Genomic DNA, 26,956 nt, shown 5'->3' on the forward strand with positions numbered 1-26,956 from the left:
CTTTGACGACGAATGCTTATGTCTATACAGAACGAAATGCCTGGTTACAACGAAATGAACCAGTATCTGAACCAACAAGGGACGGGTCTGACCCCAGCTGAGATGCATGGTTTAATCAGCGGGATGATATGTGGCGGTAACGATGACAGCTCATGGCTACCGCTACTTCACGACCTGACGAACGAAGGCATGGCTTTCGGTCATGAGCTGGCACAGGCACTGCGTAAAATGCACTCTGCCACCAGCGATGCCCTGCAGGATGACGGCTTCCTTTTTCAGCTTTATCTGCCTGATGGCGATGATGTCAGCGTTTTCGATCGGGCTGATGCATTGGCAGGTTGGGTCAATCACTTCCTGCTTGGTCTTGGCGTTACGCAACCGAAGCTGGATAAAGTGACCGGCGAAACCGGTGAAGCTATCGACGATCTGCGTAACATTGCGCAACTGGGTTACGACGAAGACGAAGATCAGGAAGAGCTTGAAATGTCGCTTGAAGAGATCATCGAATACGTTCGTGTTGCCGCGCTGTTATGCCACGACACCTTTACTCATCCGCAACCGACCGCGCCAGAAGTACAAAAACCGACTCTACACTAAAAACAAAAAACGTAAGGAGAGTGTTATGAGTGAGATATCCCGGCAAGAGTTTCAGCGTCGCCGTCAGGCCCTGGTGGAGCAAATGCAACCCGGCAGCGCCGCGCTGATTTTTGCTGCACCAGAAGTAACACGTAGCGCCGACAGCGAATACCCCTATCGTCAGAACAGTGACTTCTGGTACTTCACCGGCTTTAACGAACCGGAAGCGGTGCTGGTGCTGATTAAAAGCGATGACACTCATAACCACAGCGTTCTGTTTAACCGCGTTCGCGACCTGACGGCGGAGATCTGGTTTGGCCGTCGCTTAGGCCAGGATGCCGCGCCAGAGAAACTGGGCGTTGACCGCGCACTGGCATTCAGCGAAATCAATCAGCAACTTTATCAACTACTTAACGGCCTGGATGTGGTTTACCATGCCCAGGGCGAATATGCATATGCTGATGTAATCGTGAACAGTGCGCTGGAAAAACTGCGTAAAGGTTCGCGGCAAAATCTCACCGCACCGGCAACGATGATCGACTGGCGTCCTGTTGTTCATGAAATGCGCCTGTTCAAATCGCCAGAAGAGATTGCCGTACTCCGCCGCGCGGGAGAAATCACCGCCATGGCACATACACGGGCGATGGAAAAATGCCGTCCGGGAATGTTCGAGTACCATCTGGAAGGCGAAATTCACCACGAATTTAACCGCCACGGTGCGCGCTATCCGTCCTATAACACCATTGTCGGCAGCGGTGAAAACGGCTGCATTCTGCACTACACCGAAAACGAGTGTGAAATGCGCGACGGCGACCTGGTGTTGATTGACGCGGGTTGTGAATACAAAGGTTACGCTGGCGATATTACCCGCACCTTCCCGGTCAACGGCAAATTCACCCAGGCCCAGCGTGAAATCTACGACATTGTGCTGGAGTCTCTCGAAACCAGCCTGCGCCTGTATCGTCCGGGAACTTCCATTCTGGAAGTCACTGGTGAAGTGGTGCGCATCATGGTTAGCGGCCTGGTAAAACTCGGCATCCTGAAAGGTGATGTTGATGAACTGATCGCTCAGAACGCCCATCGTCCTTTCTTTATGCATGGCCTTAGCCACTGGTTAGGACTGGATGTCCATGACGTGGGTGTTTATGGTCAGGATCGCTCGCGCATTCTGGAACCGGGCATGGTACTGACCGTAGAGCCAGGGCTGTATATTGCGCCGGATGCAGAAGTGCCAGAACAATATCGCGGTATCGGCATTCGTATTGAAGACGACATTGTGATTACCGAAACCGGTAACGAAAACCTCACCGCCAGCGTGGTGAAAAAGCCGGAAGAAATCGAAGCGTTGATGGTTGCTGCGAGAAAGCAATGAGCGTAATCATCGTCGGTGGCGGCATGGCGGGCGCGACGCTGGCGCTGGCTATTTCCCGGTTAAGTCACGGGGCGCTGCCGGTACATTTGATTGAAGCGACTGCGCCAGAGTCACATGCTCATCCGGGCTTTGATGGACGAGCGATAGCGCTGGCGGCGGGTACCTGTCAGCAACTGGCGCGCATCGGCGTCTGGCAATCTCTGGCGGATTGCGCAACTGCCATCACCACCGTGCATGTCAGCGATCGTGGTCACGCTGGATTTGTCACCCTCGCCGCAGAAGATTACCAACTGGCGGCGCTGGGACAGGTTGTCGAATTGCACAATGTCGGGCAACGGCTGTTTGCATTGCTGCGTAAAGCACCTGGCGTAACGCTGCATTGCCCTGATCGCGTGGCTAACGTTGCCCGTACTCAGAGTCACGTTGAAGTGACGCTGGAGAGTGGCGAGACGCTGACGGGCCGCGTGCTGGTAGCAGCTGATGGCACCCATTCAGCGTTAGCCACCGCGTGCGGCGTTGACTGGCAGCAGGAGCCTTACGAACAACTGGCCGTGATTGCCAACGTTGCTACTTCCGTTGCGCATGAAGGGCGCGCTTTTGAACGCTTTACGCAACATGGCCCGCTGGCGATGTTGCCGATGTCTGACGGACGCTGTTCGCTGGTCTGGTGTCATCCACTGGAACGGCGCGAAGAGGTGTTGTCGTGGAGTGACGAGAAGTTTTGCCGTGAACTCCAGTCGGCCTTTGGCTGGCGACTTGGGAAAATTACCCACGCTGGTAAACGCAGTGCTTATCCGCTGGCGTTAACCCACGCCGCCAGATCTATTACCCATCGTACCGTGCTGGTGGGCAATGCGGCGCAAACTCTGCACCCGATTGCCGGGCAAGGGTTTAACCTCGGTATGCGAGATGTGATGAGTCTTGCGGAAACCCTGACTCAGGCGCAGGAGCGCGGAGAAGACATGGGGGATTACGGCGTATTGTGCCGTTATCAGCAGCGTCGACAGAGCGATCGCGAAGCAACCATTGGCGTCACGGACAGCCTTGTACATCTTTTTGCCAACCGTTGGGCACCGCTGGTTGTCGGGCGCAACATCGGGCTGATGACGATGGAATTATTCACCCCGGCACGCGATGTGCTGGCGCAGCGCACCCTCGGTTGGGTGGCGCGTTGAAGGCGGTTTTAAGGAATAAACAATGCAAAGTGTTGATGTAGCCATTGTTGGCGGCGGCATGGTGGGGCTGGCGGTTGCCTGTGGCTTACAGGGGAGCGGCTTACGCGTTGCCGTACTGGAGCAGCGCGTACAGGAACCTCTGGCGGCGAATGCACCACCACAACTGCGCGTTTCGGCTATCAATGCCGCCAGCGAAAAATTACTCACCCGTCTTGGCGTCTGGCAGGACATTCTCTCTCGTAGGGCCAGCTGTTATCACGGTATGGAAGTGTGGGACAAAGACAGCTTTGGTCACATTTCGTTTGACGATCAAAGCATGGGCTATAGCCATCTTGGGCATATCGTTGAAAATTCAGTGATTCACTACGCGCTGTGGAACAAAGCGCATCAGTCGTCAGATATCACTCTGTTAGCCCCCGCAGAATTACAGCAGGTCGCCTGGGGAGAAAATGAAACCTTCCTGACGCTGAAAGATGGCAGCATGTTAACGGCGCGTCTGGTGATTGGCGCGGACGGCGCTAATTCCTGGTTGCGCAACAAAGCCGATATTCCGCTGACTTTCTGGGATTATCAGCATCACGCGCTGGTAGCGACCATTCGCACGGAAGAACCGCATGATGCGGTGGCGCGGCAGGTTTTCCATGGCGAAGGCATTCTGGCCTTTTTACCGCTTAGCGATCCGCATCTTTGCTCGATTGTCTGGTCACTGTCGCCAGAGGAAGCGCAGCGGATGCAGCAGGCAAGTGAAGACGAATTTAATCGCGCGTTAAATATCGCTTTTGATAATCGCCTGGGCTTATGCAAGGTTGAGAGCGCGCGTCAGGTGTTCCCACTGACGGGGCGTTATGCGCGCCAGTTTGCCTCGCACCGTCTGGCGCTGGTGGGCGACGCCGCACATACCATTCACCCGCTGGCGGGGCAGGGGGTAAATCTCGGCTTTATGGATGCTGCAGAGCTGATTGCCGAACTGAAACGGTTGCATCGTCAGGGGAAAGACATCGGGCAGTACATTTATCTGCGTCGCTATGAGCGTAGCCGCAAGCACAGTGCGGCGTTGATGCTGGCTGGTATGCAGGGATTCCGCGATCTGTTTTCCGGTACCAATCCGGCGAAAAAACTGCTGCGTGATATTGGTTTGAAACTGGCCGACACGCTTCCTGGCGTTAAGCCGCAACTTATCCGCCAGGCAATGGGATTAAACGATTTGCCTGAATGGCTGCGTTAAAAATTTCTCCTCTGTTGTTTATTTGATACCCATCACACTTTCATCTCCCGGTTTTTTCGCCGGGAGATTTTCCTCATTTGAAATAAACTAATTTCACCTCCGTTTTCGCATTATATTTTCTAATGCCATTATTTTTTGATTTAGTGTTTTTTGACATTTTTTTAGCTCTTAATATTGTCTTATTCAAATTGACTTTCTCATCACATCATCTTTGTATAGAAACTGGTGTATTTTTTGGTTTTTTATTCTGTCGCGATTTTTGCATTTTTTAACCATAAGCTAATGTGATGATCAATTTTACCTTATGGTTAACAGTCTGTTTCGGTGGTAAGTTCAGGCAAAAGAGAACGATTGCGTTGGGGACCGGGAGTGGCTCCGATGCTGGGTTTCGTGGTGATAATTTCACCATGAAAAAGTTGTCAGCCCCGCTTATTCAATGAGGACAAGATGGCACAACAGACTCCTTTGTACGAACAACACACGCTTTGCGGCGCTCGCATGGTGGATTTCCACGGCTGGATGATGCCGCTGCATTACGGTTCGCAAATCGACGAACATCATGCGGTACGTACCGATGCCGGAATGTTTGATGTGTCACATATGACCATCGTCGATCTTCGCGGCAGCCGCACCCGGGAGTTTCTGCGTTATCTGCTGGCGAACGATGTGGCGAAGCTCACCAAAAGCGGCAAAGCCCTTTACTCGGGGATGTTGAATGCCTCTGGCGGTGTGATAGATGACCTCATCGTCTACTACTTTACTGAAGATTTCTTCCGCCTCGTTGTTAACTCCGCCACCCGCGAAAAAGACCTCTCCTGGATTACCCAACACGCTGAACCTTTCGGCATCGAAATTACCGTTCGTGATGACCTTTCCATGATTGCCGTGCAAGGGCCGAATGCGCAGGCAAAAGCTGCCACACTGTTTAATGACGCCCAGCGTCAGGCGGTGGAAGGGATGAAACCGTTCTTTGGCGTGCAGGCGGGCGATCTGTTTATTGCCACCACTGGTTATACCGGTGAAGCGGGCTATGAAATTGCGCTGCCCAATGAAAAAGCGGCCGATTTCTGGCGTGCGCTGGTGGAAGCGGGTGTTAAGCCATGTGGCTTGGGCGCGCGTGACACGCTGCGTCTGGAAGCGGGCATGAATCTTTATGGTCAGGAGATGGACGAAACCATCTCTCCTTTAGCCGCCAACATGGGCTGGACCATCGCCTGGGAACCGGCAGATCGTGACTTTATCGGTCGTGAAGCCCTGGAAGTGCAGCGTGAGCATGGTACAGAAAAACTGGTTGGTCTGGTGATGACCGAAAAAGGCGTGCTGCGTAATGAACTGCCGGTACGCTTTACCGATGCGCAGGGCAACCAGCATGAAGGCATTATCACCAGCGGTACTTTCTCCCCGACGCTGGGTTACAGCATTGCGCTGGCGCGCGTGCCGGAAGGTATTGGCGAAACGGCGATTGTGCAAATTCGCAACCGTGAAATGCCGGTTAAAGTGACAAAACCTGTTTTTGTGCGTAACGGCAAAGCCGTCGCGTGATTTACTTTTTTGGAGATTGATTGATGAGCAACGTACCAGCAGAACTGAAATACAGCAAAGAACACGAATGGCTGCGTAAAGAAGCCGACGGCACTTACACCGTTGGTATTACCGAACATGCTCAGGAGCTGTTAGGCGATATGGTGTTTGTTGACCTGCCGGAAGTGGGCGCAACGGTTAGCGCGGGCGATGACTGCGCGGTTGCCGAATCGGTAAAAGCGGCGTCAGACATTTATGCGCCAGTAAGCGGTGAAATCGTGGCGGTAAACGACGCACTGAGCGATTCCCCGGAACTGGTGAACAGCGAACCGTATGCAGGCGGCTGGATCTTTAAAATCAAAGCCAGCGATGAAAGCGAACTGGAATCACTGCTGGATGCGACCGCATACGAAGCATTGTTAGAAGACGAGTAACGGCTTTATTCCTCTTCTGCGGGAGAGGATCAGGGTGAGGAAAATTTATGCCTCACCCTCACTCTCTTCGTAAGGAGAGAGGTTCACAATTCACTGCACGTTTCAGGAACCATCGCTCATGACACAGACGTTAAGCCAGCTTGAAAACAGCGGCGCTTTTATTGAACGCCATATCGGACCGGACGCCGCGCAACAGCAAGAAATGCTGAATGCCGTTGGTGCACAATCGTTAAACGCGCTGACCGGCCAGATTGTGCCGAAAGATATTCAACTTGCGACACCACCGCAGGTTGGCGCACCGGCGACCGAATACGCCGCACTGGCAGAACTCAAGGCTATTGCCAGTCGCAATAAACGCTTCACGTCTTACATCGGCATGGGTTACACCGCCGTGCAGCTACCGCCGGTTATCCTGCGTAACATGCTGGAAAATCCGGGCTGGTATACCGCGTACACTCCGTATCAACCTGAAGTCTCCCAGGGCCGCCTTGAAGCACTGCTCAACTTCCAGCAGGTAACGCTGGATTTGACTGGACTGGATATGGCCTCTGCTTCTCTTCTGGACGAGGCCACCGCTGCCGCCGAAGCAATGGCGATGGCGAAACGCGTCAGCAAACTGAAAAATGCCAACCGCTTCTTCGTGGCTTCCGATGTGCATCCGCAAACGCTGGATGTGGTCCGTACTCGTGCCGAAACCTTTGGTTTTGAAGTGATTGTCGATGACGCGCAAAAAGTGCTCGACCATCAGGACGTCTTCGGCGTGCTGTTACAGCAGGTAGGCACTACCGGTGAAATTCACGACTACACTGCGCTTATTAGCGAACTGAAATCACGCAAAATTGTGGTCAGCGTTGCCGCCGATATTATGGCGCTGGTGCTGTTAACTGCGCCGGGTAAACAGGGCGCGGATATTGTTTTTGGTTCGGCGCAACGCTTCGGCGTGCCGATGGGCTACGGTGGCCCACACGCGGCATTCTTTGCGGCGAAAGATGAATACAAACGCTCAATGCCGGGCCGTATTATCGGTGTATCGAAAGATGCAGCTGGCAATACCGCGCTGCGCATGGCGATGCAGACTCGCGAGCAACATATCCGCCGTGAGAAAGCGAACTCCAACATTTGTACTTCCCAGGTACTGCTGGCAAACATCGCCAGCCTGTATGCCGTTTATCACGGCCCGGTTGGCCTGAAACGTATCGCTAACCGCATTCACCGTCTGACCGATATCCTGGCGGCGGGCCTGCAACAAAAAGGTCTGAAACTGCGCCATGCGCACTATTTCGACACCTTGTGTGTGGAAGTGGCCGACAAAGCGGGCGTACTGACGCGTGCCGAAGCGGCTGAAATCAACCTGCGTAGCGATATTCTGAACGCGGTTGGGATCACCCTTGATGAAACAACCACGCGTGAAAACGTAATGCAGCTTTTCAACGTGCTGCTGGGCGATAACCACGGCCTGGACATCGACACGCTGGACAAAGACGTGGCTCACGACAGCCGCTCTATCCAGCCTGCGATGCTGCGCGACGACGAAATCCTCACCCATCCGGTGTTTAATCGCTACCACAGCGAAACCGAAATGATGCGCTATATGCACTCGCTGGAGCGTAAAGATCTGGCGCTGAATCAGGCGATGATCCCGCTGGGTTCCTGCACCATGAAACTGAACGCCGCCGCCGAGATGATCCCAATCACCTGGCCGGAATTTGCCGAACTGCACCCGTTCTGCCCGCCGGAGCAGGCCGAAGGTTATCAGCAGATGATTGCGCAGCTGGCTGACTGGCTGGTGAAACTGACCGGTTACGACGCCGTTTGTATGCAGCCGAACTCTGGCGCACAGGGCGAATACGCGGGCCTGCTGGCGATTCGTCATTATCATGAAAGCCGCAACGAAGGGCATCGCGATATCTGCCTGATCCCGGCTTCTGCGCACGGAACTAACCCCGCTTCTGCACATATGGCAGGAATGCAGGTGGTGGTTGTGGCGTGTGATAAAAACGGCAACATCGATCTGACTGATCTGCGCGCGAAAGCGGAACAGGCGGGCGATAACCTCTCCTGTATCATGGTGACTTATCCTTCTACCCACGGCGTGTATGAAGAAACGATCCGTGAAGTGTGTGAAGTCGTGCATCAGTTCGGCGGTCAGGTTTACCTTGATGGCGCGAACATGAACGCCCAGGTTGGCATCACCTCGCCGGGCTTTATTGGTGCGGACGTTTCACACCTTAACCTACATAAAACTTTCTGCATTCCGCACGGCGGTGGTGGTCCGGGTATGGGACCGATCGGCGTGAAAGCGCATTTGGCACCGTTTGTACCGGGTCATAGCGTGGTGCAAATCGAAGGCATGTTAACCCGTCAGGGCGCGGTTTCTGCGGCACCGTTCGGTAGCGCCTCTATCCTGCCAATCAGCTGGATGTACATCCGCATGATGGGCGCAGAAGGGCTGAAAAAAGCAAGCCAGGTGGCAATCCTCAACGCCAACTATATTGCCAGCCGCCTGCAGGATGCCTTCCCGGTGCTGTATACCGGTCGCGACGGTCGCGTGGCGCACGAATGTATTCTCGATATTCGCCCGCTGAAAGAAGAAACCGGCATCAGCGAGCTGGATATTGCCAAGCGCCTGATCGACTACGGTTTCCACGCGCCGACGATGTCGTTCCCGGTGGCGGGTACGCTGATGGTTGAACCGACTGAATCTGAAAGCAAAGTGGAACTGGATCGCTTTATCGACGCGATGCTGGCTATCCGCGCAGAAATTGACCAGGTGAAAGCCGGTGTCTGGCCGCTGGAAGATAACCCGCTGGTGAACGCGCCGCACATTCAGAGCGAACTGGTCGCCGAGTGGGCGCATCCGTACAGCCGTGAAGTTGCGGTATTCCCGGCAGGTGTGGCAGACAAATACTGGCCGACAGTGAAACGTCTGGATGATGTTTACGGCGACCGTAACCTGTTCTGCTCCTGCGTACCGATTAGCGAATACCAGTAATTCACTGATTCGACTATTTTCTAAAGGCGCTTCGGCGCCTTTTTAGTCAGATGACAAAGTACAAAAGTGCTCAGACAGTCCCCTCGCCCCTTTGGGGAGAGGGTTAGGGTGAGGGGAACAGGCCGGCACTGGCGCGAATATTTACCCTCACCCCGGCCCTCTCCCTGAAAGGGCGAGGGGGAAAAGCGTGCCAACATTGAAGATTGAGCCAGTTTGTTAGCAATCTCAAAGATACGTCAACGAATTAATTTTTCTCGGAAAAACAAATGGCTATAGCACTTGTGACTGGTGGCAGTCGCGGCATCGGGCGGGCAACTGCATTACTGTTGGCGCAAGAAGGGTATACGGTGGCGGTTAATTATCAGCAAAACCTCCACGCGGCGCAGGAAGTGATGAACTTAATAACGCAAGCCGGTGGCAAAGCATTCGTGCTCCAGGCGGATATCAGCGACGAAAACCAGGTCGTTGCGATGTTTACAGCAATCGATCAGCACGATGAACCGCTAGCAGCGCTGGTCAATAACGCCGGGATCTTGTTTACCCAGTGCACCGTTGAAAACCTTACCGCAGAGCGAATCAACCGAGTACTTTCCACCAACGTGACGGGATATTTTCTCTGCTGCCGCGAGGCGGTAAAACGCATGGCGCTTAAAAATGGTGGCAGTGGCGGCGCTATCGTCAATGTCTCTTCGGTGGCCTCACGGTTGGGTTCGCCAGGGGAATATGTTGATTACGCGGCATCGAAAGGGGCGATTGATACGTTAACCACCGGACTATCGCTGGAAGTCGCCGCGCAGGGGATCCGCGTTAACTGCGTGCGGCCAGGGTTTATTTATACCGAAATGCACGCCAGCGGCGGCGAGCCTGGACGCGTCGATCGCGTTAAGTCGAACATCCCCATGCAGCGTGGTGGACAGGCAGAAGAGGTCGCGCAGGCCATTGTCTGGCTACTAAGTGATAAAGCCTCTTACGTCACGGGAAGTTTTATCGATTTGGCGGGCGGGAAATAAAACAGGGAAGTTGTCTGACCGGATGCAACAAGTATTGCATCCGGTACTTCATCGACTTAAAGCTTCTCGCCGTTGCTGGCAATCACCTCTTTGTACCAGTTAAAGCTCTTCTTACGTGAACGCGACATATCGCCAGTACCGTCGTCATGTTTATTCACATAGATAAAGCCGTAGCGTTTGCTGTACTGCCCGGTGGTGAACGACACGCAGTCGATGCAGCCCCACGGTGTGTAGCCCATCAGATCCACGCCATCGTAAGTCACCGCTTTTTTCATCTCTTCGATATGGGCGCGCAGGTAGTCAATGCGGTAGTCGTCGTTGATGCTGCCATCTTCTTCCACTTTGTCGTAAGCGCCAAAACCGTTTTCGACAATAAACAGCGGCCTCTGATAACGCTCATACAGTTCGCAAAGTGCATAGCGCAGACCTACTGGATCAATCTGCCAGCCCCAGTCAGATGCTTTAACATACGGGTTTGGTACGCTGCCTTCAAAACCAGAGATCGCATCGCCGGTGCCGCCTTCGGCCTTCACTGCATTGGTCATGTAATAGCTGAAACCAAGATAATCGCAGGTGCCTTCACGCAGCACATCCAGATCGCCGTCTTCCATTTTGATGTTAAATCCGCGACGCTCCCACTCGTTCAACACATAGGACGGGTAATAGCCGCGTAGCTGCACATCGGTAAAGACGTAGCGTTCGCGCATCGACTCCTGAGCGAACATCACATCGTCCGGGTTACAGGAGTAAGGATAGAGCGGCACCATCGCCAGCATACAGCCGACTTTCATCTCCGGGTTAATGCGACGCGCAGCTTTCACCGCCAGGGCGCTGGCGACAAACTGGTGATGCAGCACCTGATACATCGTCTCTTCCGGGTTTTCATGCTCGGTATACACCACGCCGGAGCAGCAGTAACCGAACAGCGGTGCACGCCAGTTACGCTGGTTGTTAATTTCGTTGAAGGTCATCCAGTATTTGACTTTGTGCTTATAGCGTTCAAATACCACTTCCGCGAAACGTACAAAGAAATCAACCACTTTACGGTTGGTCCAGCTACCGTATTGCTGCACCAGATGCAGCGGCATTTCAAAGTGGGAGAGGGTGATCACCGGTTCGATGTTGTATTTCAGCAGTTCATCGAACATATCATCGTAGAACTTCAGCCCTTCTTCGTTTGGCTGAGCTTCATCGCCTTTTGGAAAAATGCGCGTCCAGGCAATGGATGTACGAAAACATTTGAAGCCCATTTCGGCAAATAGCTTGATGTCTTCCTTATAGTGACCATAAAAATCAACGGCTTCATGGTTTGGATAGTATTTTCCTGGCAAGACTTCTTTGGTGATTTCGCGCGGCACGCCGTGTGCGCCACCGGTCAGAACGTCACAAATGCTCGGCCCTTTTCCGCCTTTGTTCCAGCCGCCTTCGACCTGATGAGCGGCAACTGCGCCGCCCCATAAGAAATCTTTCGGTAAGGTGAGTTTTTTCACTATCATAGGCTCCAGATGAGTCAATTCTTACAGGAAATAGTACCATGCAGCCAAACGACATCACTTTTTTTCAACGTTTCCAGGATGACATTCTGGCTGGGCGTAAAACCATCACCATCCGCGACGAGTCTGAATCGCACTTCAAAACGGGTGATGTGCTTCGTGTCGGACGTTTTGAAGATGACGGTTATTTTTGCACGATTGAAGTCACCGCAACCTCAACCGTAACGCTGGATACGCTGACTGAAAAACATGCAGAGCAGGAAAATATGACCCTGACTGAACTGAAAAAAGTCATTGCTGACATCTATCCCGGTCAGACACAATTTTATGTGATTGAATTTAAATGTCTTTAAATTGAACTCACGCCTGTTAGTTGAAATTTCGCATTTAATTTCATGATTTTTAGGAGATTAGTCTCAAATCAGAATTTATTTTAGCTAACAGGTGTTCACTGGAACTATTCTCAGTTACGCTGGAGAGGTATACATGTGCGTGTACGTTTCTCCGGAGTAAGTTATGGTTCAGAAGCCCCTCATTAAGCAGGGATATTCACTGGCAGAGGAAATAGCCAACAGCGTCAGTCACGGCATTGGGTTGGTGTTTGGTATCGTTGGGCTGGTGTTGCTACTGGTTCAGGCGGTGGATCTTAATGCCAGCGCCACAGCGATAACCAGCTACAGCCTCTATGGCGGCAGTATGATCCTGCTGTTCCTCGCTTCGACGCTCTATCACGCCATTCCTCATCAACGGGCAAAAATGTGGCTGAAGAAATTTGACCATTGCGCTATTTACCTGTTGATTGCCGGAACCTACACGCCGTTTTTGCTGGTGGGGCTGGATTCTCCGTTAGCGCGCGGGTTGATGATTGTTATCTGGAGCCTGGCATTGCTGGGTATTCTGTTTAAACTGACCATCGCGCACCGATTCAAAATTTTATCTCTGGTGATCTATCTGGCGATGGGCTGGCTGTCGCTGGTGGTAATTTATGAAATGGCAGTTAAGCTCGCGGCGGGCAGCGTTACCTTACTGGCGGTAGGCGGCGTGGTTTATTCGCTCGGGGTGATTTTCTACGTCTGCAAACGCATTCCATACAACCATGCCATCTGGCACGGCTTCGTGCTCGGCGGTAGTGTGTGCCACTTTCTGGCGATCTATTTGTATATTGGGCAGGCGTAATGGGTATGCCTTTGTAGGCCTGATAAGACGCGCCAGCGTCGCATCAGGCATCGGAGCACAACTGCCGGATTCGGCGTGAACGCCTTATCCGATCTACGGGCCTCGTCCCTGTTGTGATAAAGGCATCAAATCCCAGACATGATAAGACGCGCCAGCGTCGCATCAGGCGATAAATGCCTGATGCGATAAAGAGATTTACTCTTCGAGCGAATACGGCAGCGGCTCGATATGCAATGTATTCGCATCGTCGCGTACGCGGAAGATGCTATCCGGTTCCATATCGTTATTCATGACGACCTGTACCACGACCTGACCATCTTCCAGTTTTACCGCAGCCAGTACCGTACCGGTACGACGCCAGTTCTCGCCCATTTTCAGCTCTAAGTCTTCACCAGCTTCCGGCAGTCGGCTGGCGCTACCTGCCAGCAACCAGAGCGCACGTTTATTGGCACCACGGAATTTTGCTCGCGCCACCATCTCTTGTCCGGTATAACAGCCTTTCTTAAAGCTGATACCGCCCAGCGCCTGGAGATTGGTCGCCTGTGGGATAAACTGCCCGCTGTTGGCGGCATCAATCACCGGGAAACCCGCTTCAATGTTTAATGCCAGCCACTGTTGGCTATTGTTCAGTTCCGCTTCACCGCGCAGTTTATCGGTCAGCATATTAGCAGTAGCTTCATCGGTTACGATCAGGAAACGTTCTGCCGGGTGTTCAAACCATAGCAAAGTGGTCGCGCCTTCTTTGACTACCTGTTTTTCTTTCGAAGGCAGTTCGCTAAAGAGATTTGCCAGCGCGGCGCGCGCCTGAAAACCGGCAACACCAAGCAGCACACGCTCGTCGTCTGGCGCGATGGTCACTTTAGAGAATACCGCATATTTTTTCAGTTCAGTCAGCTGCGGTTCACGCACGCTGCGCCGTTCAATCCATGCAAAGCCATCGCCGTCGCGGAACAGACGTAAATTGCTCCACATTTTACCTTTGGCGTCGCAATGGGCGGCGAGCAGGTGCTGATCTTCTGCCATCTGGCTGACATCTGCTGTCACCTGACCCTGCATATATTTTTCGCTGTCCGCGCCAGTAATGGTGGCAAGCGCCCAGTCATCAAGCGTCATCAGCGTCAGCGGTAAACGGGCAGAAGCCGTAGGCTGACGGGGAGGAAAAGGTGTAAAAGCCATAATAGAGTCCTGAGTTGCTTAACGGCGTATTAATGACTAATGGTAAAAGAGCTATGAGGCAATGCAAGTGCTTTCACTACGCGATCTGTGCCTTCTGCGAGGCGACTTCCAAAAAAATGAAGCCATTGAATTGTTGTGAATTAATTTCGCGATCGCGATGGTGTTTACTGATATTCCCGTAAAAGAAGGCGAAAAACACGTTACAATAGCCGGGTACTGGATTTTCGTGAGACAGGAAGAAGATGGACATTAACAACAAAGCCCGCATTCATTGGGCATGCCGCCGTGGTATGCGCGAACTCGATATTTCAATCATGCCGTTTTTCGAACATGAGTACGACAGCTTAAGCGATGACGAAAAACGCATCTTTATTCGTCTGCTGGAATGTGACGATCCGGACCTGTTTAACTGGCTGATGAATCACGGTAAACCGGCCGATGCAGAACTGGAAATGATGGTCCGACTCATCCAGACACGGAACCGGGAACGTGGTCCTGTGGCAATCTGATTTGCGCGTCTCCTGGCGCGCACAGTGGCTTTCCTTGCTGATTCATGGGCTGGTTGCCGCTGTTATTTTACTCATGCCCTGGCCACTCAGTTACACCCCGTTATGGATGGTGTTACTTTCGCTGGTGGTGTTTGATTGCGTTCGCAGCCAGCGGCGTATTAATGCTCGCCAGGGGGAAATTCGCTTGTTGATGGACGGGCGTTTGCGTTGGCAAGGGCAGGAGTGGAGCATCGTCAAAGCACCGTGGATGATTAAGAGCGGCATGATGCTGCGTTTACGTTCTGATGGCGGTAAACGGCAACATTTATGGCTGGCAGCCGACAGCATGGACGAAGCTGAATGGCGGGATTTACGGCGGATTTTGTTGCAACAAGAGACGCAAAGATAAAGATGACGGCAAAGCATATGCGCTAAGCCGTCAGTGAGATCAGGCGTAATGCTCTGCCATTTCGTTGAGGATTTGCTCGCACCAGCTCTGAATACGCTCGTCGCTAAGGTCATACTGGTTAGTTTCATCCAGCGCCAGACCCACGAACAGTTGCCCGTCAGCAATCACCGGTTTCGGGCTGGTAAATTCATATCCTTCCGTTGGCCAGTAGCCGACGAACTTCACGCCTTTGGTCGAGAGTTTGTCATGCAGCATACCGAGCGCATCGAGGAACCACTCGCCGTATCCCAGTTGATCGCCAAGCCCATACAGCGCAACAATTTTACCTTCAAGGTTCAGGTCGTCGAGCTGATCCCAGACGGCTTCCCAGTCTTCCTGGATTTCACCAAAATCCCAGGTCGGGATACCCAGAATGAGCACATCGTACTGCTCCATTAATTTCGGGGAGTCGTCCTTGAGGTTATGTAAGGTCACCAGTTCTGGGCCGATAATATCGCGGATTTTTTCTGCCGCCATTTCGGTGTAACAGGTGCTGGAACCGTAAAAAAGACCCATATTCATAACGTAAGCTTCTCGATTCTGCTGTGGCTTTTGCGGCTAGTGTATCAGAATCGCTTTAGTCACGGCACAATAAGGCATAATGGATCAAATGAGTGACCATAAGGGGCGCAAGTGAAACAGGATCTGGCACGCATCGAGCAGTTTCTTGATGCTCTGTGGCTGGAAAAAAATCTGGCTGAAAATACGTTGAACGCTTACCGTCGCGATCTGTCAATGATGGTGGAGTGGTTGCATCACCGCGGGTTGACGCTGGCGACGGCGCAAAGTGACGATTTGCAGGCATTACTGGCAGAACGGCTGGAGGGCGGGTATAAAGCCACCAGCTCAGCGCGTTTGCTGAGTGCAGTGCGCCGATTGTTCCAGTATCTTTATCGCGAAAAGTTTCGTGAAGACGATCCCAGTGCGCATCTCGCTTCACCGAAATTGCCCCAGCGTTTGCCAAAAGATTTAAGCGAAGCGCAGGTCGAACGTTTATTACAGGCACCATTAATCGATCAGCCACTGGAGCTACGCGATAAAGCCATGCTTGAAGTGTTGTATGCTACCGGGCTGCGTGTCTCTGAACTGGTCGGACTGACAATGAGTGATATCAGCCTGCGTCAGGGCGTGGTACGGGTCATTGGTAAAGGCAACAAAGAGCGTCTGGTGCCGTTAGGTGAAGAGGCGGTTTACTGGCTGGAAACCTATCTGGAACATGGGCGTCCGTGGCTGCTGAATGGTGTGTCAATTGACGTGTTGTTTCCCAGCCAGCGTGCGCAGCAGATGACGCGACAGACCTTCTGGCACCGTATTAAACATTATGCTGTGCTGGCGGGTATCGACAGCGAAAAGCTGTCACCGCATGTGTTGCGTCACGCTTTTGCCACTCATTTATTAAATCATGGTGCGGATTTACGCGTGGTGCAGATGCTACTGGGCCACAGCGATCTCTCCACCACGCAAATTTATACGCATGTCGCTACCGAGCGTCTGCGGCAACTTCATCAACAGCATCACCCGCGGGCGTGATGTCTGAAAAGAACGGGAAGATTTATGAAGAAAGGTTTTATGTTGTTTACTTTGTTAGCGGCGTTTTCAGGCTTTGCTCAGGCTGATGACGCGGCAATTCAACAAACGTTAGCCAAAATGGGCATCAAAAGCAGCGATATTCAGCCCGCGCCTGTAGCTGGCATGAAGACAGTTCTGACTAACAGCGGCGTGTTGTACATCACCGATGATGGTAAACATATCATTCAGGGGCCAATGTATGACGTTAGTGGCACGGCTCCGGTCAATGTCACCAATAAGATGCTGTTAAAGCAGTTGAATGCGCTTGAAAAAGAGATGATCGTTTATAAAGCGCCGCAGGAAAAACACGTCATCACCGTGTTTACTGATATTACCTGTGGTTACTGCCACAAACTGCATGAGCAAATGGCAGACTACAACGCGCTGGGGATCACCGTGCGTTATCTTGCTTTCCCGCGCCAGGGGCTGGACAGCGATGCAGAGAAAGAAATGAAAGCTATCTGGTGTGCGAAAGATAAAAACAAAGCGTTTGATGATGTGATGGCAGGTAAAAGCGTCGCACCAGCCAGTTGCGACGTGGATATTGCCGACCATTACGCACTTGGCGTCCAGCTTGGCGTTAGCGGTACTCCGGCAGTTGTGCTGAGCAATGGCACACTTGTTCCGGGTTACCAGCCGCCGAAAGAGATGAAAGAATTCCTCGACGAACACCAAAAAATGACCAGCGGTAAATAATTCGCGTGAAACAACAGATACAACTTCGTCGCCGTGAAGTCGATGAAACGGCAGACTTGCCCGCTGAATTGCCTCCCTTGCTGCGCCGTTTATACGCCAGCCGGGGAGTACGCAGTGCGCAAGAACTGGAACGCAGTGTTAAAGGTATGCTGCCCTGGCAGCAACTGAGCGGCGTCGAAAAGGCCGTTGAGATCCTTTACAACGCTTTTCGCGAAGGAACGCGGATTATTGTGGTCGGTGATTTCGACGCCGACGGCGCGACCAGCACGGCTCTAAGCGTGCTGGCGATGCGCTCGCTTGGTTGCAGCAATATCGACTACCTGGTACCAAACCGTTTCGAAGACGGTTACGGCTTAAGCCCGGAAGTGGTCGATCAGGCCCATGCCCGTGGCGCGCAGTTAATTGTCACGGTGGATAACGGTATTTCCTCCCATGCGGGGGTTGAGCACGCTCGCTCGTTGGGCATCCCGGTTATTGTTACCGATCACCATTTGCCAGGCGACACATTACCCGCAGCGGAAGCGATCATTAACCCTAACTTGCGCGACTGTAATTTCCCGTCGAAATCACTGGCAGGCGTGGGTGTGGCGTTTTATCTGATGCTGGCGCTGCGCACCTTTTTGCGCGATCAGGGCTGGTTTGATGAGCGTAACATCGCAATTCCTAACCTGGCAGAACTGCTGGATCTGGTCGCGCTGGGGACAGTGGCGGACGTCGTGCCGCTGGACGCTAATAATCGCATTCTGACCTGGCAGGGGATGAGTCGCATCCGAGCCGGAAAGTGCCGTCCGGGGATTAAAGCGCTGCTTGAAGTGGCAAACCGTGATGCACAAAAACTCGCCGCCAGCGATTTAGGTTTTGCGCTGGGGCCACGTCTCAATGCTGCCGGACGACTGGACGATATGTCCGTCGGTGTGGCGCTGTTGTTGTGCGACAACATCGGCGAAGCGCGCGTGCTGGCAAATGAACTCGATGCGCTAAACCAGACGCGAAAAGAGATCGAACAAGGAATGCAAATTGAAGCCCTGACCCTGTGCGAGAAACTGGAGCGCAGCCGTGACACGCTACCCGGCGGGCTGGCAATGTATCACCCCGAATGGCATCAGGGCGTTGTCGGTATTCTGGCTTCGCGCATCAAAGAGCGTTTTCACCGTCCGGTTATCGCGTTTGCGCCAGCAGGTGACGGTACGCTGAAAGGTTCCGGTCGCTCCATTCAGGGGCTGCATATGCGTGATGCGCTGGAGCGATTAGACACACTCTACCCTGGCATGATGCTGAAGTTTGGCGGTCATGCGATGGCGGCGGGTTTGTCGCTGGAAGAGGATAAATTCAAACTCTTTCAACAACGGTTTGGCGAACTGGTTACTGAGTGGCTGGACCCTTCGCTATTGCAAGGCGAAGTGGTATCAGACGGTCCGTTAAGCCCGGCCGAAATGACCATGGAAGTGGCGCAGCTGCTGCGCGATGCTGGCCCGTGGGGGCAGATGTTCCCGGAGCCGCTGTTTGACGGTCATTTCCGTCTGCTGCAACAGCGGCTGGTGGGCGAACGTCATTTGAAGGTGATGGTCGAACCGGTCGGCGGCGGTCCACTGCTGGATGGTATTGCTTTTAATGTCGATACCGCCCTCTGGCCGGATAACGGCGTGCGCGAAGTGCAACTGGCTTATAAGCTCGATATCAACGAGTTTCGCGGCAACCGCAGCCTGCAAATTATCATCGACAATATCTGGCCAATTTAGCGTCATCTTCTCTATAAAAAAGAGCGTGGATTGGGTACAATCCCGCTCTTATCACCGCATTTTGACTAGCTCAATAAAAGAAATCAGACCATGTTTGAAATTAATCCGGTAAATAATCGCATTCAGGACCTCACGGAACGCTCCGACGTTCTTAGGGGGTATCTTTGACTACGACGCCAAGAAAGAGCGTCTGGAAGAAGTAAACGCCGAGCTGGAACAGCCGGATGTCTGGAACGAACCCGAACGCGCACAGGCGCTGGGTAAAGAGCGTTCCTCCCTCGAAGCCGTTGTCGACACCCTCGACCAAATGAAACAGGGGCTGGAAGATGTTTCTGGTCTGCTGGAACTGGCTGTAGAAGCTGACGACGAAGAAACCTTTAACGAAGCCGTTGCTGAACTCGACGCCCTGGAAGAAAAACTGGCGCAGCTTGAGTTCCGCCGTATGTTCTCTGGCGAATATGACAGCGCCGACTGCTACCTCGATATTCAGGCGGGGTCTGGCGGTACGGAAGCACAGGACTGGGCGAGCATGCTTGAGCGTATGTATCTGCGCTGGGCAGAATCGCGTGGTTTCAAAACTGAAATCATCGAAGAGTCGGAAGGTGAAGTGGCGGGTATTAAATCCGTGACGATCAAAATCTCCGGCGATTACGCTTACGGCTGGCTGCGTACAGAAACCGGCGTTCACCGCCTGGTGCGTAAAAGCCCGTTTGACTCCGGCGGTCGTCGCCACACGTCGTTCAGCTCCGCGTTTGTTTATCCGGAAGTTGATGATGATATTGATATCGAAATCAACCCGGCGGATCTGCGCATTGACGTTTATCGCACGTCCGGCGCGGGCGGTCAGCACGTTAACCGTACCGAATCTGCGGTGCGTATTACCCACATCCCGACCGGGATCGTGACCCAGTGCCAGAACGACCGTTCCCAGCACAAGAACAAAGATCAGGCCATGAAGCAGATGAAAGCGAAGCTTTATGAACTGGAGATGCAGAAGAAAAATGCCGAGAAACAGGCGATGGAAGATAACAAATCCGACATCGGCTGGGGCAGCCAGATTCGTTCTTATGTCCTTGATGACTCCCGCATTAAAGATCTGCGCACCGGGGTAGAAACCCGCAACACGCAGGCCGTGCTGGACGGCAGCCTGGATCAATTTATCGAAGCAAGTTTGAAAGCAGGGTTATGAGGAACCAACATGTCTGAACAACACGCACAGGGCGCTGACGCGGTAGTCGATCTTAACAATGAACTGAAAACGCGTCGTGAGAAGCTGGCGAACCTGCGCGAGCAGGGGATTGCCTTCCCGAACGATTTCCGTCGCGATCATACCTCTGACCAATTGCACGCAGAATTCGACGGCAAAGAGAACGAAGAACTGGAAGCGCTGAACATCGAAGTCGCCGTTGCTGGCCGCATGATGACCCGTCGTATTATGGGTAAAGCGTCTTTCGTTACCCTGCAGGACGTTGGCGGTCGCATTCAGCTGTACGTTGCCCGTGACGATCTCCCGGAAGGCGTTTATAACGAGCAGTTCAAAAAATGGGACCTCGGCGACATCCTCGGCGCGAAAGGTAAGCTGTTCAAAACCAAAACCGGCGAACTGTCTATCCACTGCACCGAGTTGCGTCTGCTGACCAAAGCACTGCGTCCGCTGCCGGATAAATTCCACGGCTTGCAGGATCAGGAAGCGCGCTATCGTCAGCGTTATCTCGATCTCATCTCCAACGATGAATCCCGCAACACCTTTAAAGTGCGCTCGCAGATCCTCTCTGGTATTCGCCAGTTCATGGTGAACCGCGGCTTTATGGAAGTTGAAACGCCGATGATGCAGGTGATCCCTGGCGGTGCCGCTGCGCGTCCGTTTATCACCCACCATAACGCGCTGGATCTCGACATGTACCTGCGTATCGCGCCGGAACTGTACCTCAAGCGTCTGGTGGTTGGTGGCTTCGAGCGTGTATTCGAAATCAACCGTAACTTCCGTAACGAAGGTATTTCCGTACGTCATAACCCAGAGTTCACCATGATGGAACTCTACATGGCTTACGCAGATTACAAAGATCTGATCGAGCTGACCGAATCGCTGTTCCGTACTCTGGCACAGGATATTCTCGGTAAGACGGAAGTGACCTACGGCGACGTGACGCTGGACTTCGGTAAACCGTTCGAAAAACTGACCATGCGTGAAGCGATCAAGAAATATCGCCCGGAAACCGACATGGCGGATCTGGACAACTTCGACTCTGCGAAAGCAATTGCTGAATCTATCGGCATCCACGTTGAGAAGAGCTGGGGTCTGGGCCGTATCGTTACCGAGATCTTCGAAGAAGTGGCAGAAGCACATCTGATTCAGCCGACCTTCATTACTGAATATCCGGCAGAAGTTTCTCCGCTGGCGCGTCGTAACGACGTTAACCCGGAAATCACAGACCGCTTTGAGTTCTTCATTGGTGGTCGTGAAATCGGTAACGGCTTTAGCGAGCTGAATGACGCGGAAGATCAGGCGCAACGCTTCCTGGATCAGGTTGCCGCGAAAGACGCAGGTGACGACGAAGCGATGTTCTACGATGAAGATTACGTCACCGCACTGGAACATGGCTTACCGCCGACAGCAGGTCTGGGAATTGGTATCGACCGTATGGTAATGCTGTTCACCAACAGCCATACCATCCGCGACGTTATTCTGTTCCCGGCGATGCGTCCGGTAAAATAAGCATTACGTTATGCTCACAACCCCGGCAAATGTCGGGGTTTTTTTATTTAAGCTGGGTAAATGCAGATAATCGTTTTCTGGCTTCGCGATTTGTCGCCTGCATCACCATCCACGGACTGAACGCCCACGGCGTGGCATCAATACCGTGTAATACATCTGCTAAATCACACCATTGATAATCCATCACTTCATCATCATTGATCTGTAACGCACTAGTGGTGCGTGCGGCAAATACCGGACACACTTCATTTTCCACAATGCCACTCGGATCGGTGGCGCGGTAGCGAAAGTCAGGATAGATAGATTCAGGAGGCGTAATTTCCACGCCAAGCTCATAACGGCAACGGCGGATCACTGCGTCTTCGTTGCTTTCTCCCAGTTGTGGGTGCCCACAAACCGAGTTAGTCCACACGCCAGGCCATGCTTTTTTGCTCAGTGCGCGGCGGGTAACTAATAATTGTCCTTTGGCATTAAACAGCCAACTGGAGAACGCGAGATGTAAGCGGGTGTCTGCCGTGTGTGCGGCATACTTTTCCAGCGTACCCGTGGGAACTCCCTGTGCATTCAATAAAATGACGTGTTCCGTTTGCATAATTTCTCACATGTAATTCTGATCACTCATCATTATAGATAATTGAAGAGTGAAATGATTAACCAAGTGAGCGTTTATCGACAACCGCCCGTTTTGAGCGGATGCCGACAGGTAAAAACCATTTAAAAAAGTAGCATCATATATTTGAAGCGACTTTCAATGGCCATTGCAACACAGTCAGAAATGACAGGAATAGAGAGAGTAAAAAGCAACAACAGACTGAATATAGCGCGCATTAAAAAATTCATATTATTCTCCATGCTCATTTTTCTTCAGCTTGCGCATCAGAAGCCACATACGTACTGTCCTGACTTTTAAATCTTTATCAGAGACGGATTCCTTCACCAGGTCAGCATGATGCTGATAGCCATTAAAGAAGACGTTCAGCACAACGGCGCTAAGGGTTGCGAGCATAATGCCGCTATGTAGCAGCGGTTGCAGTACGGCCGGTAACTTAGAAAAGAAATCGTGAGAGAGCGTCGGAGTCATGCCAACGCCGAGACTGATCGCCACAATATAGAGGTTGTAACGGTTGGTGGTGTAGTTACAGCGCGACAGAATTCGAATCCCTGTCGCCAGTACCATGCCGAACATCACTAGACCAGCGCCGCCCAGCACAAATTGCGGAATGGAGGCTACCAGCACCGCCATTTTTGGCACCATGCCAAACAGGATTAATATAATTCCCGAAGAAATACACACCCAGCGGCTATGAACGCGCGTCACGCTAACCAGGCCAACGTTTTGAGAAAATGACGTGTGGGGGAAGCTGTTAAACGTGCCGCCTATCATTGTCCCTACGCCATCGACACGCAGCCCGCGAATAATATCGTGCGAAGAGAGTTTACGACCGACTATTTCACCCAGTGCCAGGAACATCCCCATTGACTCGATAAACACGATGATTAACACGGCAGTCATGGTCAGAATGGAAACGGGATCGAAAATCGGCATACCAAACGACATCGGCGTAACAATCGCAAACCATGAAGCATCATGTAGCCCGGATAAATTGACTTCATTCATCATCCACGAAAGTAAAAAGCCAAATACAATCCCCAGTAATACGGCGACGTTGGACATAAATCCTTTCGCATAGCGAGTAATGAGCAAGATAAAAATTAAGACGGCAAAGGAGATACCTAAATAAACGGGATTACCATATTGCGGATTCCCTTTACCTCCGGCGGCCCAGTCAATACCCACCTGAATGATGCTAAGCCCGATAGAAGTAATAACCACACCGGTAACCAGTGGCGGGAATAAAGGCATCAAGCGACCGATAAGTGGCGCTAATAATGTGGTGATAAAACCCGCGGCGATAGTGGCACCAAATATCCCCAGCAGGCCGATATCCGGGTTCATCCCAATGGCTATCATTGGTGTTACAGCAGCAAAGGTCACCGACATAATCACCGGCAGGCGGATCCCCATAAAGCGGCCGATACCGATACATTGCAATAATGTGACGATCCCGCAGCAAAAGAGATCCGAGCTAATGAGCATCGCAATAGCTTCTTTTGAGAGGCCCAGTCGGTCACCAATCATAAGAGGAACAGCGACTGCACCTGCGTACATGACAAGGACGTGTTGCAGACCGAGTATGATCAGCTTTCCTGGTGATAATATGCGGTCAACCTCATCAGTTGGGCGGTCTTGCCCAGAAGATGAGGGAAGTTGGGAATCTATGGCGCTCATCAGTGTTTCTCCTTTCGCCCGCCAGAGTAAAAAGCAACCGTTTACGTTAATGAAACTGTCTAAACACATGCTCGTGGAGTGCCAGTTTTTGCGAGGAAGGGGAGTTAGAGACAGGAATTGCGGAGGCAATCACATAATCGTGGTTAAACCACGAAAATGAGAAGAGAACCTGACAATGGAATTATCTGTAATTTTCTCATATTGATATTTCATTAATCATTCTGGCATGTCGCACTCTCGCATTTAATCGTTTTTATCTGGATAGCGCTCTTTTGATCGGCAATGTTGAAATAATGAAAGCGGCATAGATTGAGGGGCAATAATTTGAACTCAGTCGCAAAATTATAATTAAAACGGTCATGCTACCTAATATATGCCCGTTTATTGCATCGCGAAATTTGAGAAGACATAACTCATTAAATGAAAGGGATGCAAATGAATAAGTTTATTGCTGCTGAAGCTGCGGAATGTATAGGCTGTCATGCTTGTGAAATTGCCTGTGCGGTGGCACACAATCAAGAAAACTGGCCGCTGAGTCACAGTGACTTTCGACCGCGTATCCACGTTGTAGGGAAAGGCCAGGCTGCGAATCCGGTGGCCTGCCATCACTGCAACAATGCCCCTTGCGTTACGGCTTGTCCGGTTAATGCTCTGACTTTCCAGTCCGATAGCGTACAACTGGACGAGCAAAAATGTATTGGTTGTAAAAGATGCGCAATCGCTTGCCCCTTTGGCGTCGTTGAGATGGTCGATACGATTGCGCAGAAATGCGACCTTTGTAACCAGCGCAGTTCCGGCACGCAAGCCTGTATTGAAGTTTGCCCAACACAGGCGTTACGACTGATGGACGATAAAGGGTTGCAGCAGATAAAGGTGGCCCGCCAGCGCAAAACGGCAGCAGGAAAAGCGTCATCAGACGCTCAGCCATCTCGCAGTGCAGCGTTGCTCCCCGTTAACTCGCGTAAAGGCGCAGATAAAATTTCAGCGAGTGAACGGAAAACCCACTTTGGCGAAATATATTGCGGGCTGGATCCACAACAAGCGACTTATGAGAGTGACCGCTGTGTTTATTGTGCCGAAAAAGCTAACTGCAACTGGCATTGCCCGCTGCATAACGCTATTCCGGATTACATCCGTCTGGTACAGGAAGGAAAGATTATTGAAGCGGCAGAACTTTGCCACCAGACCAGTTCCTTACCAGAAATTTGCGGCAGGGTATGTCCACAGGACCGTCTTTGTGAAGGCGCATGTACTTTGAAAGATCACTCGGGCGCAGTCTCTATCGGTAATCTGGAACGCTACATCACCGATACCGCGCTGGCGATGGGCTGGCGTCCCGATGTCAGCAAAGTTGTTCCCCGTAGCGAAAAAGTGGCGGTGATTGGCGCTGGGCCTGCAGGGTTAGGGTGTGCTGATATTCTGGCGCGCGCAGGAGTTCAGGTCGATGTCTTTGATCGCCATCCAGAAATTGGCGGTATGCTGACTTTTGGCATTCCTCCTTTCAAACTCGATAAAACGGTATTAAGCCAGCGGCGAGAGATATTCACCGCAATGGGAATCGACTTTCATCTTAACTGTGAAATTGGCCGCGATATTACCTTTAGCGATTTAACTTCTGAATATGATGCAGTTTTCATCGGCGTGGGGACTTACGGGATGATGCGAGCAGATCTGCCGCATGAAGATGCGCCCGGTGTCATTCAGGCTCTACCGTTCCTGACTGCCCATACCCGCCAGCTCATGGGATTGCCGGAGTCTGAAGAGTATCCGCTGACGGACGTGGAAGGTAAGCGAGTCGTGGTATTGGGCGGTGGCGATACGACAATGGATTGTTTGCGGACTTCCATCCGCCTCAATGCCGCCAGCGTGACCTGCGCGTATCGTCGTGATGAAGTCAGTATGCCGGGCTCGCGCAAAGAGGTGGTTAATGCGCGCGAGGAAGGTGTCGAGTTTCAGTTCAATGTTCAACCGCAATATATCGCTTGTGACGAAGATGGGCGTTTAACTGCGGTGGGCCTGATTCGTACCGCCATGGGTGAGCCGGGGCCGGATGGTCGCCGTCGTCCTCGTCCGGTAGCGGGTTCAGAGTTTGAATTGCCCGCCGATGTTCTGATTATGGCCTTTGGTTTCCAGGCGCATGCCATGCCGTGGTTGCAGGGCAGCGGAATTAAACTCGATAAATGGGGCCTGATTCAAACCGGTGACGTCGGGTATTTACCTACCCAGACGCATCTGAAAAAAGTCTTTGCTGGTGGTGATGCAGTTCATGGCGCGGATCTGGTTGTCACTGCAATGGCCGCAGGAAGGCAGGCGGCGCGCGATATGTTAACTCTGTTTGATACGAAGGCATCGTGATGAAATCGTTAATTATCGTTAATCCGGCTGACTGTATTGGCTGCCGTACTTGTGAAGTAGCCTGTGTGGTCGCTCACCCTTCAGAACAGGAGTTGAATGCCGATGTCTTTTTACCCCGGCTGAAGGTACAGCGACTGGACAGCATCAGTGCGCCGGTGATGTGCCATCAGTGTGAAAACGCCCCTTGTGTTGGCGCTTGCCCCGTGGGGGCGCTGACGATGGGCGAGCAGGTGGTGCAGACCAATTCTGCCCGTTGTATTGGCTGTCAGAGTTGCGTCAGTGCGTGCCCGTTTGGAATGATCACCATTCAGTCGTTGCCGGGGGATACCCGACAACAAATTGTGAAATGCGATCTCTGTGAACAGCGGGAAGAGGGGCCAGCCTGCGTTGAATCTTGCCCAACACAGGCGCTGCAGTTGCTTACTGAAAGAGAACTCAGGCGAGTCCGCCAGCAGCGTATTGTTGCCAGCGGTGAGAATCCTCTCTGAAAGAAATCTCCGCGCTG

The 26,956-nt window shown here is 52.3% G+C and carries 27 protein-coding genes; 20 read left to right on the forward strand and 7 right to left on the reverse strand.

Translation table 11 applies throughout. The features are described 5' to 3' along the window. The first annotated feature begins 18 nt into the window (after nucleotides 1-18). From ygfB to ubiI, 4 genes are read left to right on the forward strand one after another with little or no spacing between them, the layout of a single operon-like run. Nucleotides 19-597, forward strand: a complete 579-nt coding sequence (gene ygfB, locus KXD89_RS04030; RefSeq protein WP_001295378.1) for a UPF0149 family protein YgfB — start codon at nucleotides 19-21, stop codon at nucleotides 595-597. A 25-nt stretch (nucleotides 598-622) separates the two neighbouring features. Further along, complete coding sequence (gene pepP, locus KXD89_RS04035) at nucleotides 623-1,948, forward strand: Xaa-Pro aminopeptidase (protein ID WP_001290136.1); 1,326 nt, start codon at nucleotides 623-625, stop codon at nucleotides 1,946-1,948. Then, nucleotides 1,945-3,123 carry a 2-octaprenyl-6-methoxyphenyl hydroxylase gene (ubiH, locus tag KXD89_RS04040; RefSeq protein ID WP_000111195.1) on the forward strand — a complete coding sequence of 393 codons (1,179 nt, stop codon included), beginning with the start codon at nucleotides 1,945-1,947 and terminating at the stop codon, nucleotides 3,121-3,123. Before pepP ends, ubiH begins: the two co-directional genes overlap by 4 nt. A gap of 22 nt (nucleotides 3,124-3,145) precedes the next feature. Beyond that, complete coding sequence (gene ubiI, locus KXD89_RS04045) at nucleotides 3,146-4,348, forward strand: FAD-dependent 2-octaprenylphenol hydroxylase (protein WP_001192229.1); 1,203 nt, start codon at nucleotides 3,146-3,148, stop codon at nucleotides 4,346-4,348. A 73-nt stretch (nucleotides 4,349-4,421) separates the two neighbouring features. On the opposite strand, the gene KXD89_RS04050 is transcribed toward ubiI, so the two are convergent. After that, nucleotides 4,422-4,505: a protein YqfI gene (locus tag KXD89_RS04050; protein WP_120795391.1), complete on the reverse strand. Its 84-nt coding sequence runs from the start codon at nucleotides 4,503-4,505 to the stop codon at nucleotides 4,422-4,424. A gap of 290 nt (nucleotides 4,506-4,795) precedes the next feature. On the opposite strand from KXD89_RS04050, the gene gcvT reads away from it, so the two are divergent. The 4 genes from gcvT (at nucleotide 4,796) to KXD89_RS04070 (ending at nucleotide 10,305) form a co-directional block, all read left to right on the forward strand. Then, entirely contained in the window at nucleotides 4,796-5,890 is a 1,095-nt protein-coding gene (gcvT, locus tag KXD89_RS04055; protein ID WP_000068701.1) for a glycine cleavage system aminomethyltransferase GcvT, read from the forward strand. Between the two features lie 23 nt (nucleotides 5,891-5,913). Next, nucleotides 5,914-6,303, forward strand: coding sequence for a glycine cleavage system protein GcvH (gene gcvH, locus KXD89_RS04060; RefSeq protein WP_001295377.1), 390 nt, complete (start codon nucleotides 5,914-5,916; stop codon nucleotides 6,301-6,303). A gap of 118 nt (nucleotides 6,304-6,421) precedes the next feature. Beyond that, nucleotides 6,422-9,295 carry an aminomethyl-transferring glycine dehydrogenase gene (gene gcvP / locus KXD89_RS04065; protein WP_000195062.1) on the forward strand — a complete coding sequence of 958 codons (2,874 nt, stop codon included), beginning with the start codon at nucleotides 6,422-6,424 and terminating at the stop codon, nucleotides 9,293-9,295. Nucleotides 9,296-9,561: 266 nt separating this feature from the next. Further along, the gene (locus tag KXD89_RS04070; RefSeq protein WP_000951964.1) at nucleotides 9,562-10,305 is read left to right on the forward strand and encodes an SDR family oxidoreductase; all 744 of its coding nucleotides are present in this window, start codon (nucleotides 9,562-9,564) and stop codon (nucleotides 10,303-10,305) included. 56 nt (nucleotides 10,306-10,361) lie between these two features. On the opposite strand, the gene bglA is transcribed toward KXD89_RS04070, so the two are convergent. Further along, nucleotides 10,362-11,795: a 6-phospho-beta-glucosidase BglA gene (gene bglA / locus KXD89_RS04075; protein ID WP_001336277.1), complete on the reverse strand. Its 1,434-nt coding sequence runs from the start codon at nucleotides 11,793-11,795 to the stop codon at nucleotides 10,362-10,364. 44 nt (nucleotides 11,796-11,839) lie between these two features. On the opposite strand from bglA, the gene yqfB reads away from it, so the two are divergent. Further along, the gene (yqfB, locus tag KXD89_RS04080) at nucleotides 11,840-12,151 is read left to right on the forward strand and encodes a N(4)-acetylcytidine aminohydrolase (protein WP_001182957.1); all 312 of its coding nucleotides are present in this window, start codon (nucleotides 11,840-11,842) and stop codon (nucleotides 12,149-12,151) included. A gap of 163 nt (nucleotides 12,152-12,314) precedes the next feature. Next, a complete protein-coding gene (locus KXD89_RS04085) occupies nucleotides 12,315-12,974 on the forward strand; it encodes a hemolysin III family protein (protein ID WP_072647361.1) in 660 nt (219 codons plus the stop codon). Between the two features lie 195 nt (nucleotides 12,975-13,169). Here KXD89_RS04085 and ygfZ read toward each other — a convergent pair whose 3' ends face one another. Then, nucleotides 13,170-14,150, reverse strand: a complete 981-nt coding sequence (ygfZ, locus tag KXD89_RS04090) for a tRNA-modifying protein YgfZ (protein ID WP_000886062.1) — start codon at nucleotides 14,148-14,150, stop codon at nucleotides 13,170-13,172. A gap of 242 nt (nucleotides 14,151-14,392) precedes the next feature. On the opposite strand from ygfZ, the gene sdhE reads away from it, so the two are divergent. Together sdhE and KXD89_RS04100 are read left to right on the forward strand one after the other, a co-directional pair. Next, nucleotides 14,393-14,659, forward strand: a complete 267-nt coding sequence (sdhE, locus tag KXD89_RS04095) for an FAD assembly factor SdhE (RefSeq protein WP_000354046.1) — start codon at nucleotides 14,393-14,395, stop codon at nucleotides 14,657-14,659. Next, on the forward strand, nucleotides 14,640-15,047 hold the full coding sequence (locus tag KXD89_RS04100; protein ID WP_000244777.1) for a protein YgfX: 408 nt from the start codon (nucleotides 14,640-14,642) through the stop codon (nucleotides 15,045-15,047). The genes sdhE and KXD89_RS04100 overlap by 20 nt, the downstream gene beginning before the upstream one ends. A gap of 39 nt (nucleotides 15,048-15,086) precedes the next feature. Here the strand turns inward: KXD89_RS04100 and fldB are convergent, their stop codons facing one another. Then, the gene (gene fldB / locus KXD89_RS04105; RefSeq protein ID WP_001055874.1) at nucleotides 15,087-15,608 is read right to left on the reverse strand and encodes a flavodoxin FldB; all 522 of its coding nucleotides are present in this window, start codon (nucleotides 15,606-15,608) and stop codon (nucleotides 15,087-15,089) included. 111 nt (nucleotides 15,609-15,719) lie between these two features. Here fldB and xerD point away from each other — a divergent pair, with 111 nt between their 5' ends. The 5 genes from xerD (at nucleotide 15,720) to lysS (ending at nucleotide 21,806) form a co-directional block, all read left to right on the forward strand. Next, the gene (gene xerD / locus KXD89_RS04110; protein WP_000806638.1) at nucleotides 15,720-16,616 is read left to right on the forward strand and encodes a site-specific tyrosine recombinase XerD; all 897 of its coding nucleotides are present in this window, start codon (nucleotides 15,720-15,722) and stop codon (nucleotides 16,614-16,616) included. A gap of 24 nt (nucleotides 16,617-16,640) precedes the next feature. Continuing rightward, complete coding sequence (gene dsbC, locus KXD89_RS04115; RefSeq protein ID WP_000715214.1) at nucleotides 16,641-17,351, forward strand: bifunctional protein-disulfide isomerase/oxidoreductase DsbC; 711 nt, start codon at nucleotides 16,641-16,643, stop codon at nucleotides 17,349-17,351. Between the two features lie 5 nt (nucleotides 17,352-17,356). Then, nucleotides 17,357-19,090 carry a single-stranded-DNA-specific exonuclease RecJ gene (gene recJ / locus KXD89_RS04120; protein ID WP_000813200.1) on the forward strand — a complete coding sequence of 578 codons (1,734 nt, stop codon included), beginning with the start codon at nucleotides 17,357-17,359 and terminating at the stop codon, nucleotides 19,088-19,090. 90 nt (nucleotides 19,091-19,180) lie between these two features. Further along, nucleotides 19,181-20,279 (forward strand): peptide chain release factor 2 gene (prfB, locus tag KXD89_RS04125; RefSeq protein ID WP_010723217.1). Its coding sequence is split into 2 segments (ribosomal slippage): nucleotides 19,181-19,255 and nucleotides 19,257-20,279, totalling 1,098 coding nucleotides; the frame shifts between segments, so codons are not numbered across the junction. Between the two features lie 9 nt (nucleotides 20,280-20,288). Continuing rightward, the gene (gene lysS / locus KXD89_RS04130) at nucleotides 20,289-21,806 is read left to right on the forward strand and encodes a lysine--tRNA ligase (protein WP_000003071.1); all 1,518 of its coding nucleotides are present in this window, start codon (nucleotides 20,289-20,291) and stop codon (nucleotides 21,804-21,806) included. A 43-nt stretch (nucleotides 21,807-21,849) separates the two neighbouring features. On the opposite strand, the gene idi is transcribed toward lysS, so the two are convergent. Continuing rightward, nucleotides 21,850-22,398, reverse strand: coding sequence for an isopentenyl-diphosphate Delta-isomerase (gene idi, locus KXD89_RS04135; RefSeq protein WP_001192820.1), 549 nt, complete (start codon nucleotides 22,396-22,398; stop codon nucleotides 21,850-21,852). 54 nt (nucleotides 22,399-22,452) lie between these two features. On the opposite strand from idi, the gene KXD89_RS04140 reads away from it, so the two are divergent. Continuing rightward, nucleotides 22,453-22,524 carry a protein YqfH gene (locus KXD89_RS04140; protein ID WP_120795390.1) on the forward strand — a complete coding sequence of 24 codons (72 nt, stop codon included), beginning with the start codon at nucleotides 22,453-22,455 and terminating at the stop codon, nucleotides 22,522-22,524. Here KXD89_RS04140 and yqfG read toward each other — a convergent pair. Both yqfG and uacT read right to left on the reverse strand, forming a co-directional pair. Next, entirely contained in the window at nucleotides 22,521-22,646 is a 126-nt protein-coding gene (gene yqfG / locus KXD89_RS04145) for a protein YqfG (RefSeq protein ID WP_001010156.1), read from the reverse strand. The genes KXD89_RS04140 and yqfG overlap by 4 nt on opposite strands. Before the next feature lies 1 nt (nucleotide 22,647). After that, the gene (uacT, locus tag KXD89_RS04150; RefSeq protein ID WP_001295374.1) at nucleotides 22,648-24,096 is read right to left on the reverse strand and encodes a urate/proton symporter UacT; all 1,449 of its coding nucleotides are present in this window, start codon (nucleotides 24,094-24,096) and stop codon (nucleotides 22,648-22,650) included. Between the two features lie 435 nt (nucleotides 24,097-24,531). Between uacT and ygfT the strand changes: the two genes are divergently transcribed. Both ygfT and KXD89_RS04160 read left to right on the forward strand, forming a co-directional pair. After that, the gene (gene ygfT, locus KXD89_RS04155; RefSeq protein ID WP_001350545.1) at nucleotides 24,532-26,451 is read left to right on the forward strand and encodes a formate-dependent uric acid utilization protein YgfT; all 1,920 of its coding nucleotides are present in this window, start codon (nucleotides 24,532-24,534) and stop codon (nucleotides 26,449-26,451) included. After that, a complete protein-coding gene (locus KXD89_RS04160) occupies nucleotides 26,451-26,939 on the forward strand; it encodes a 4Fe-4S dicluster domain-containing protein (protein ID WP_000838428.1) in 489 nt (162 codons plus the stop codon). The genes ygfT and KXD89_RS04160 overlap by 1 nt, the downstream gene beginning before the upstream one ends. Nucleotides 26,940-26,956: the final 17 nt, after the last annotated feature.

Source organism: Escherichia sp. TC-EC600-tetX4 (genome assembly GCF_019356055.1).
Classification (GTDB): domain Bacteria; phylum Pseudomonadota; class Gammaproteobacteria; order Enterobacterales; family Enterobacteriaceae.

Coding starts and splice junctions, on each gene's coding strand:
- KXD89_RS04050 (WP_120795391.1), bottom strand. CDS start 4,505: ATGTCAAAAAACACTAAATCAAAAAATAATGGCATTAGAAAATATAAT.
- yqfG (WP_001010156.1), bottom strand. CDS start 22,646: ATGAATTTTTTAATGCGCGCTATATTCAGTCTGTTGTTGCTTTTTACT.
- sdhE (WP_000354046.1), top strand. CDS start 14,393: ATGGACATTAACAACAAAGCCCGCATTCATTGGGCATGCCGCCGTGGT.
- ygfZ (WP_000886062.1), bottom strand. CDS start 14,150: ATGGCTTTTACACCTTTTCCTCCCCGTCAGCCTACGGCTTCTGCCCGT.
- pepP (WP_001290136.1), top strand. CDS start 623: ATGAGTGAGATATCCCGGCAAGAGTTTCAGCGTCGCCGTCAGGCCCTG.
- ubiH (WP_000111195.1), top strand. CDS start 1,945: ATGAGCGTAATCATCGTCGGTGGCGGCATGGCGGGCGCGACGCTGGCG.
- fldB (WP_001055874.1), bottom strand. CDS start 15,608: ATGAATATGGGTCTTTTTTACGGTTCCAGCACCTGTTACACCGAAATG.
- lysS (WP_000003071.1), top strand. CDS start 20,289: ATGTCTGAACAACACGCACAGGGCGCTGACGCGGTAGTCGATCTTAAC.
- ygfT (WP_001350545.1), top strand. CDS start 24,532: ATGAATAAGTTTATTGCTGCTGAAGCTGCGGAATGTATAGGCTGTCAT.
- gcvT (WP_000068701.1), top strand. CDS start 4,796: ATGGCACAACAGACTCCTTTGTACGAACAACACACGCTTTGCGGCGCT.
- KXD89_RS04085 (WP_072647361.1), top strand. CDS start 12,315: ATGGTTCAGAAGCCCCTCATTAAGCAGGGATATTCACTGGCAGAGGAA.
- KXD89_RS04070 (WP_000951964.1), top strand. CDS start 9,562: ATGGCTATAGCACTTGTGACTGGTGGCAGTCGCGGCATCGGGCGGGCA.
- gcvH (WP_001295377.1), top strand. CDS start 5,914: ATGAGCAACGTACCAGCAGAACTGAAATACAGCAAAGAACACGAATGG.
- yqfB (WP_001182957.1), top strand. CDS start 11,840: ATGCAGCCAAACGACATCACTTTTTTTCAACGTTTCCAGGATGACATT.
- idi (WP_001192820.1), bottom strand. CDS start 22,398: ATGCAAACGGAACACGTCATTTTATTGAATGCACAGGGAGTTCCCACG.
- uacT (WP_001295374.1), bottom strand. CDS start 24,096: ATGAGCGCCATAGATTCCCAACTTCCCTCATCTTCTGGGCAAGACCGC.
- gcvP (WP_000195062.1), top strand. CDS start 6,422: ATGACACAGACGTTAAGCCAGCTTGAAAACAGCGGCGCTTTTATTGAA.
- ygfB (WP_001295378.1), top strand. CDS start 19: ATGTCTATACAGAACGAAATGCCTGGTTACAACGAAATGAACCAGTAT.
- KXD89_RS04160 (WP_000838428.1), top strand. CDS start 26,451: ATGAAATCGTTAATTATCGTTAATCCGGCTGACTGTATTGGCTGCCGT.
- dsbC (WP_000715214.1), top strand. CDS start 16,641: ATGAAGAAAGGTTTTATGTTGTTTACTTTGTTAGCGGCGTTTTCAGGC.
- ubiI (WP_001192229.1), top strand. CDS start 3,146: ATGCAAAGTGTTGATGTAGCCATTGTTGGCGGCGGCATGGTGGGGCTG.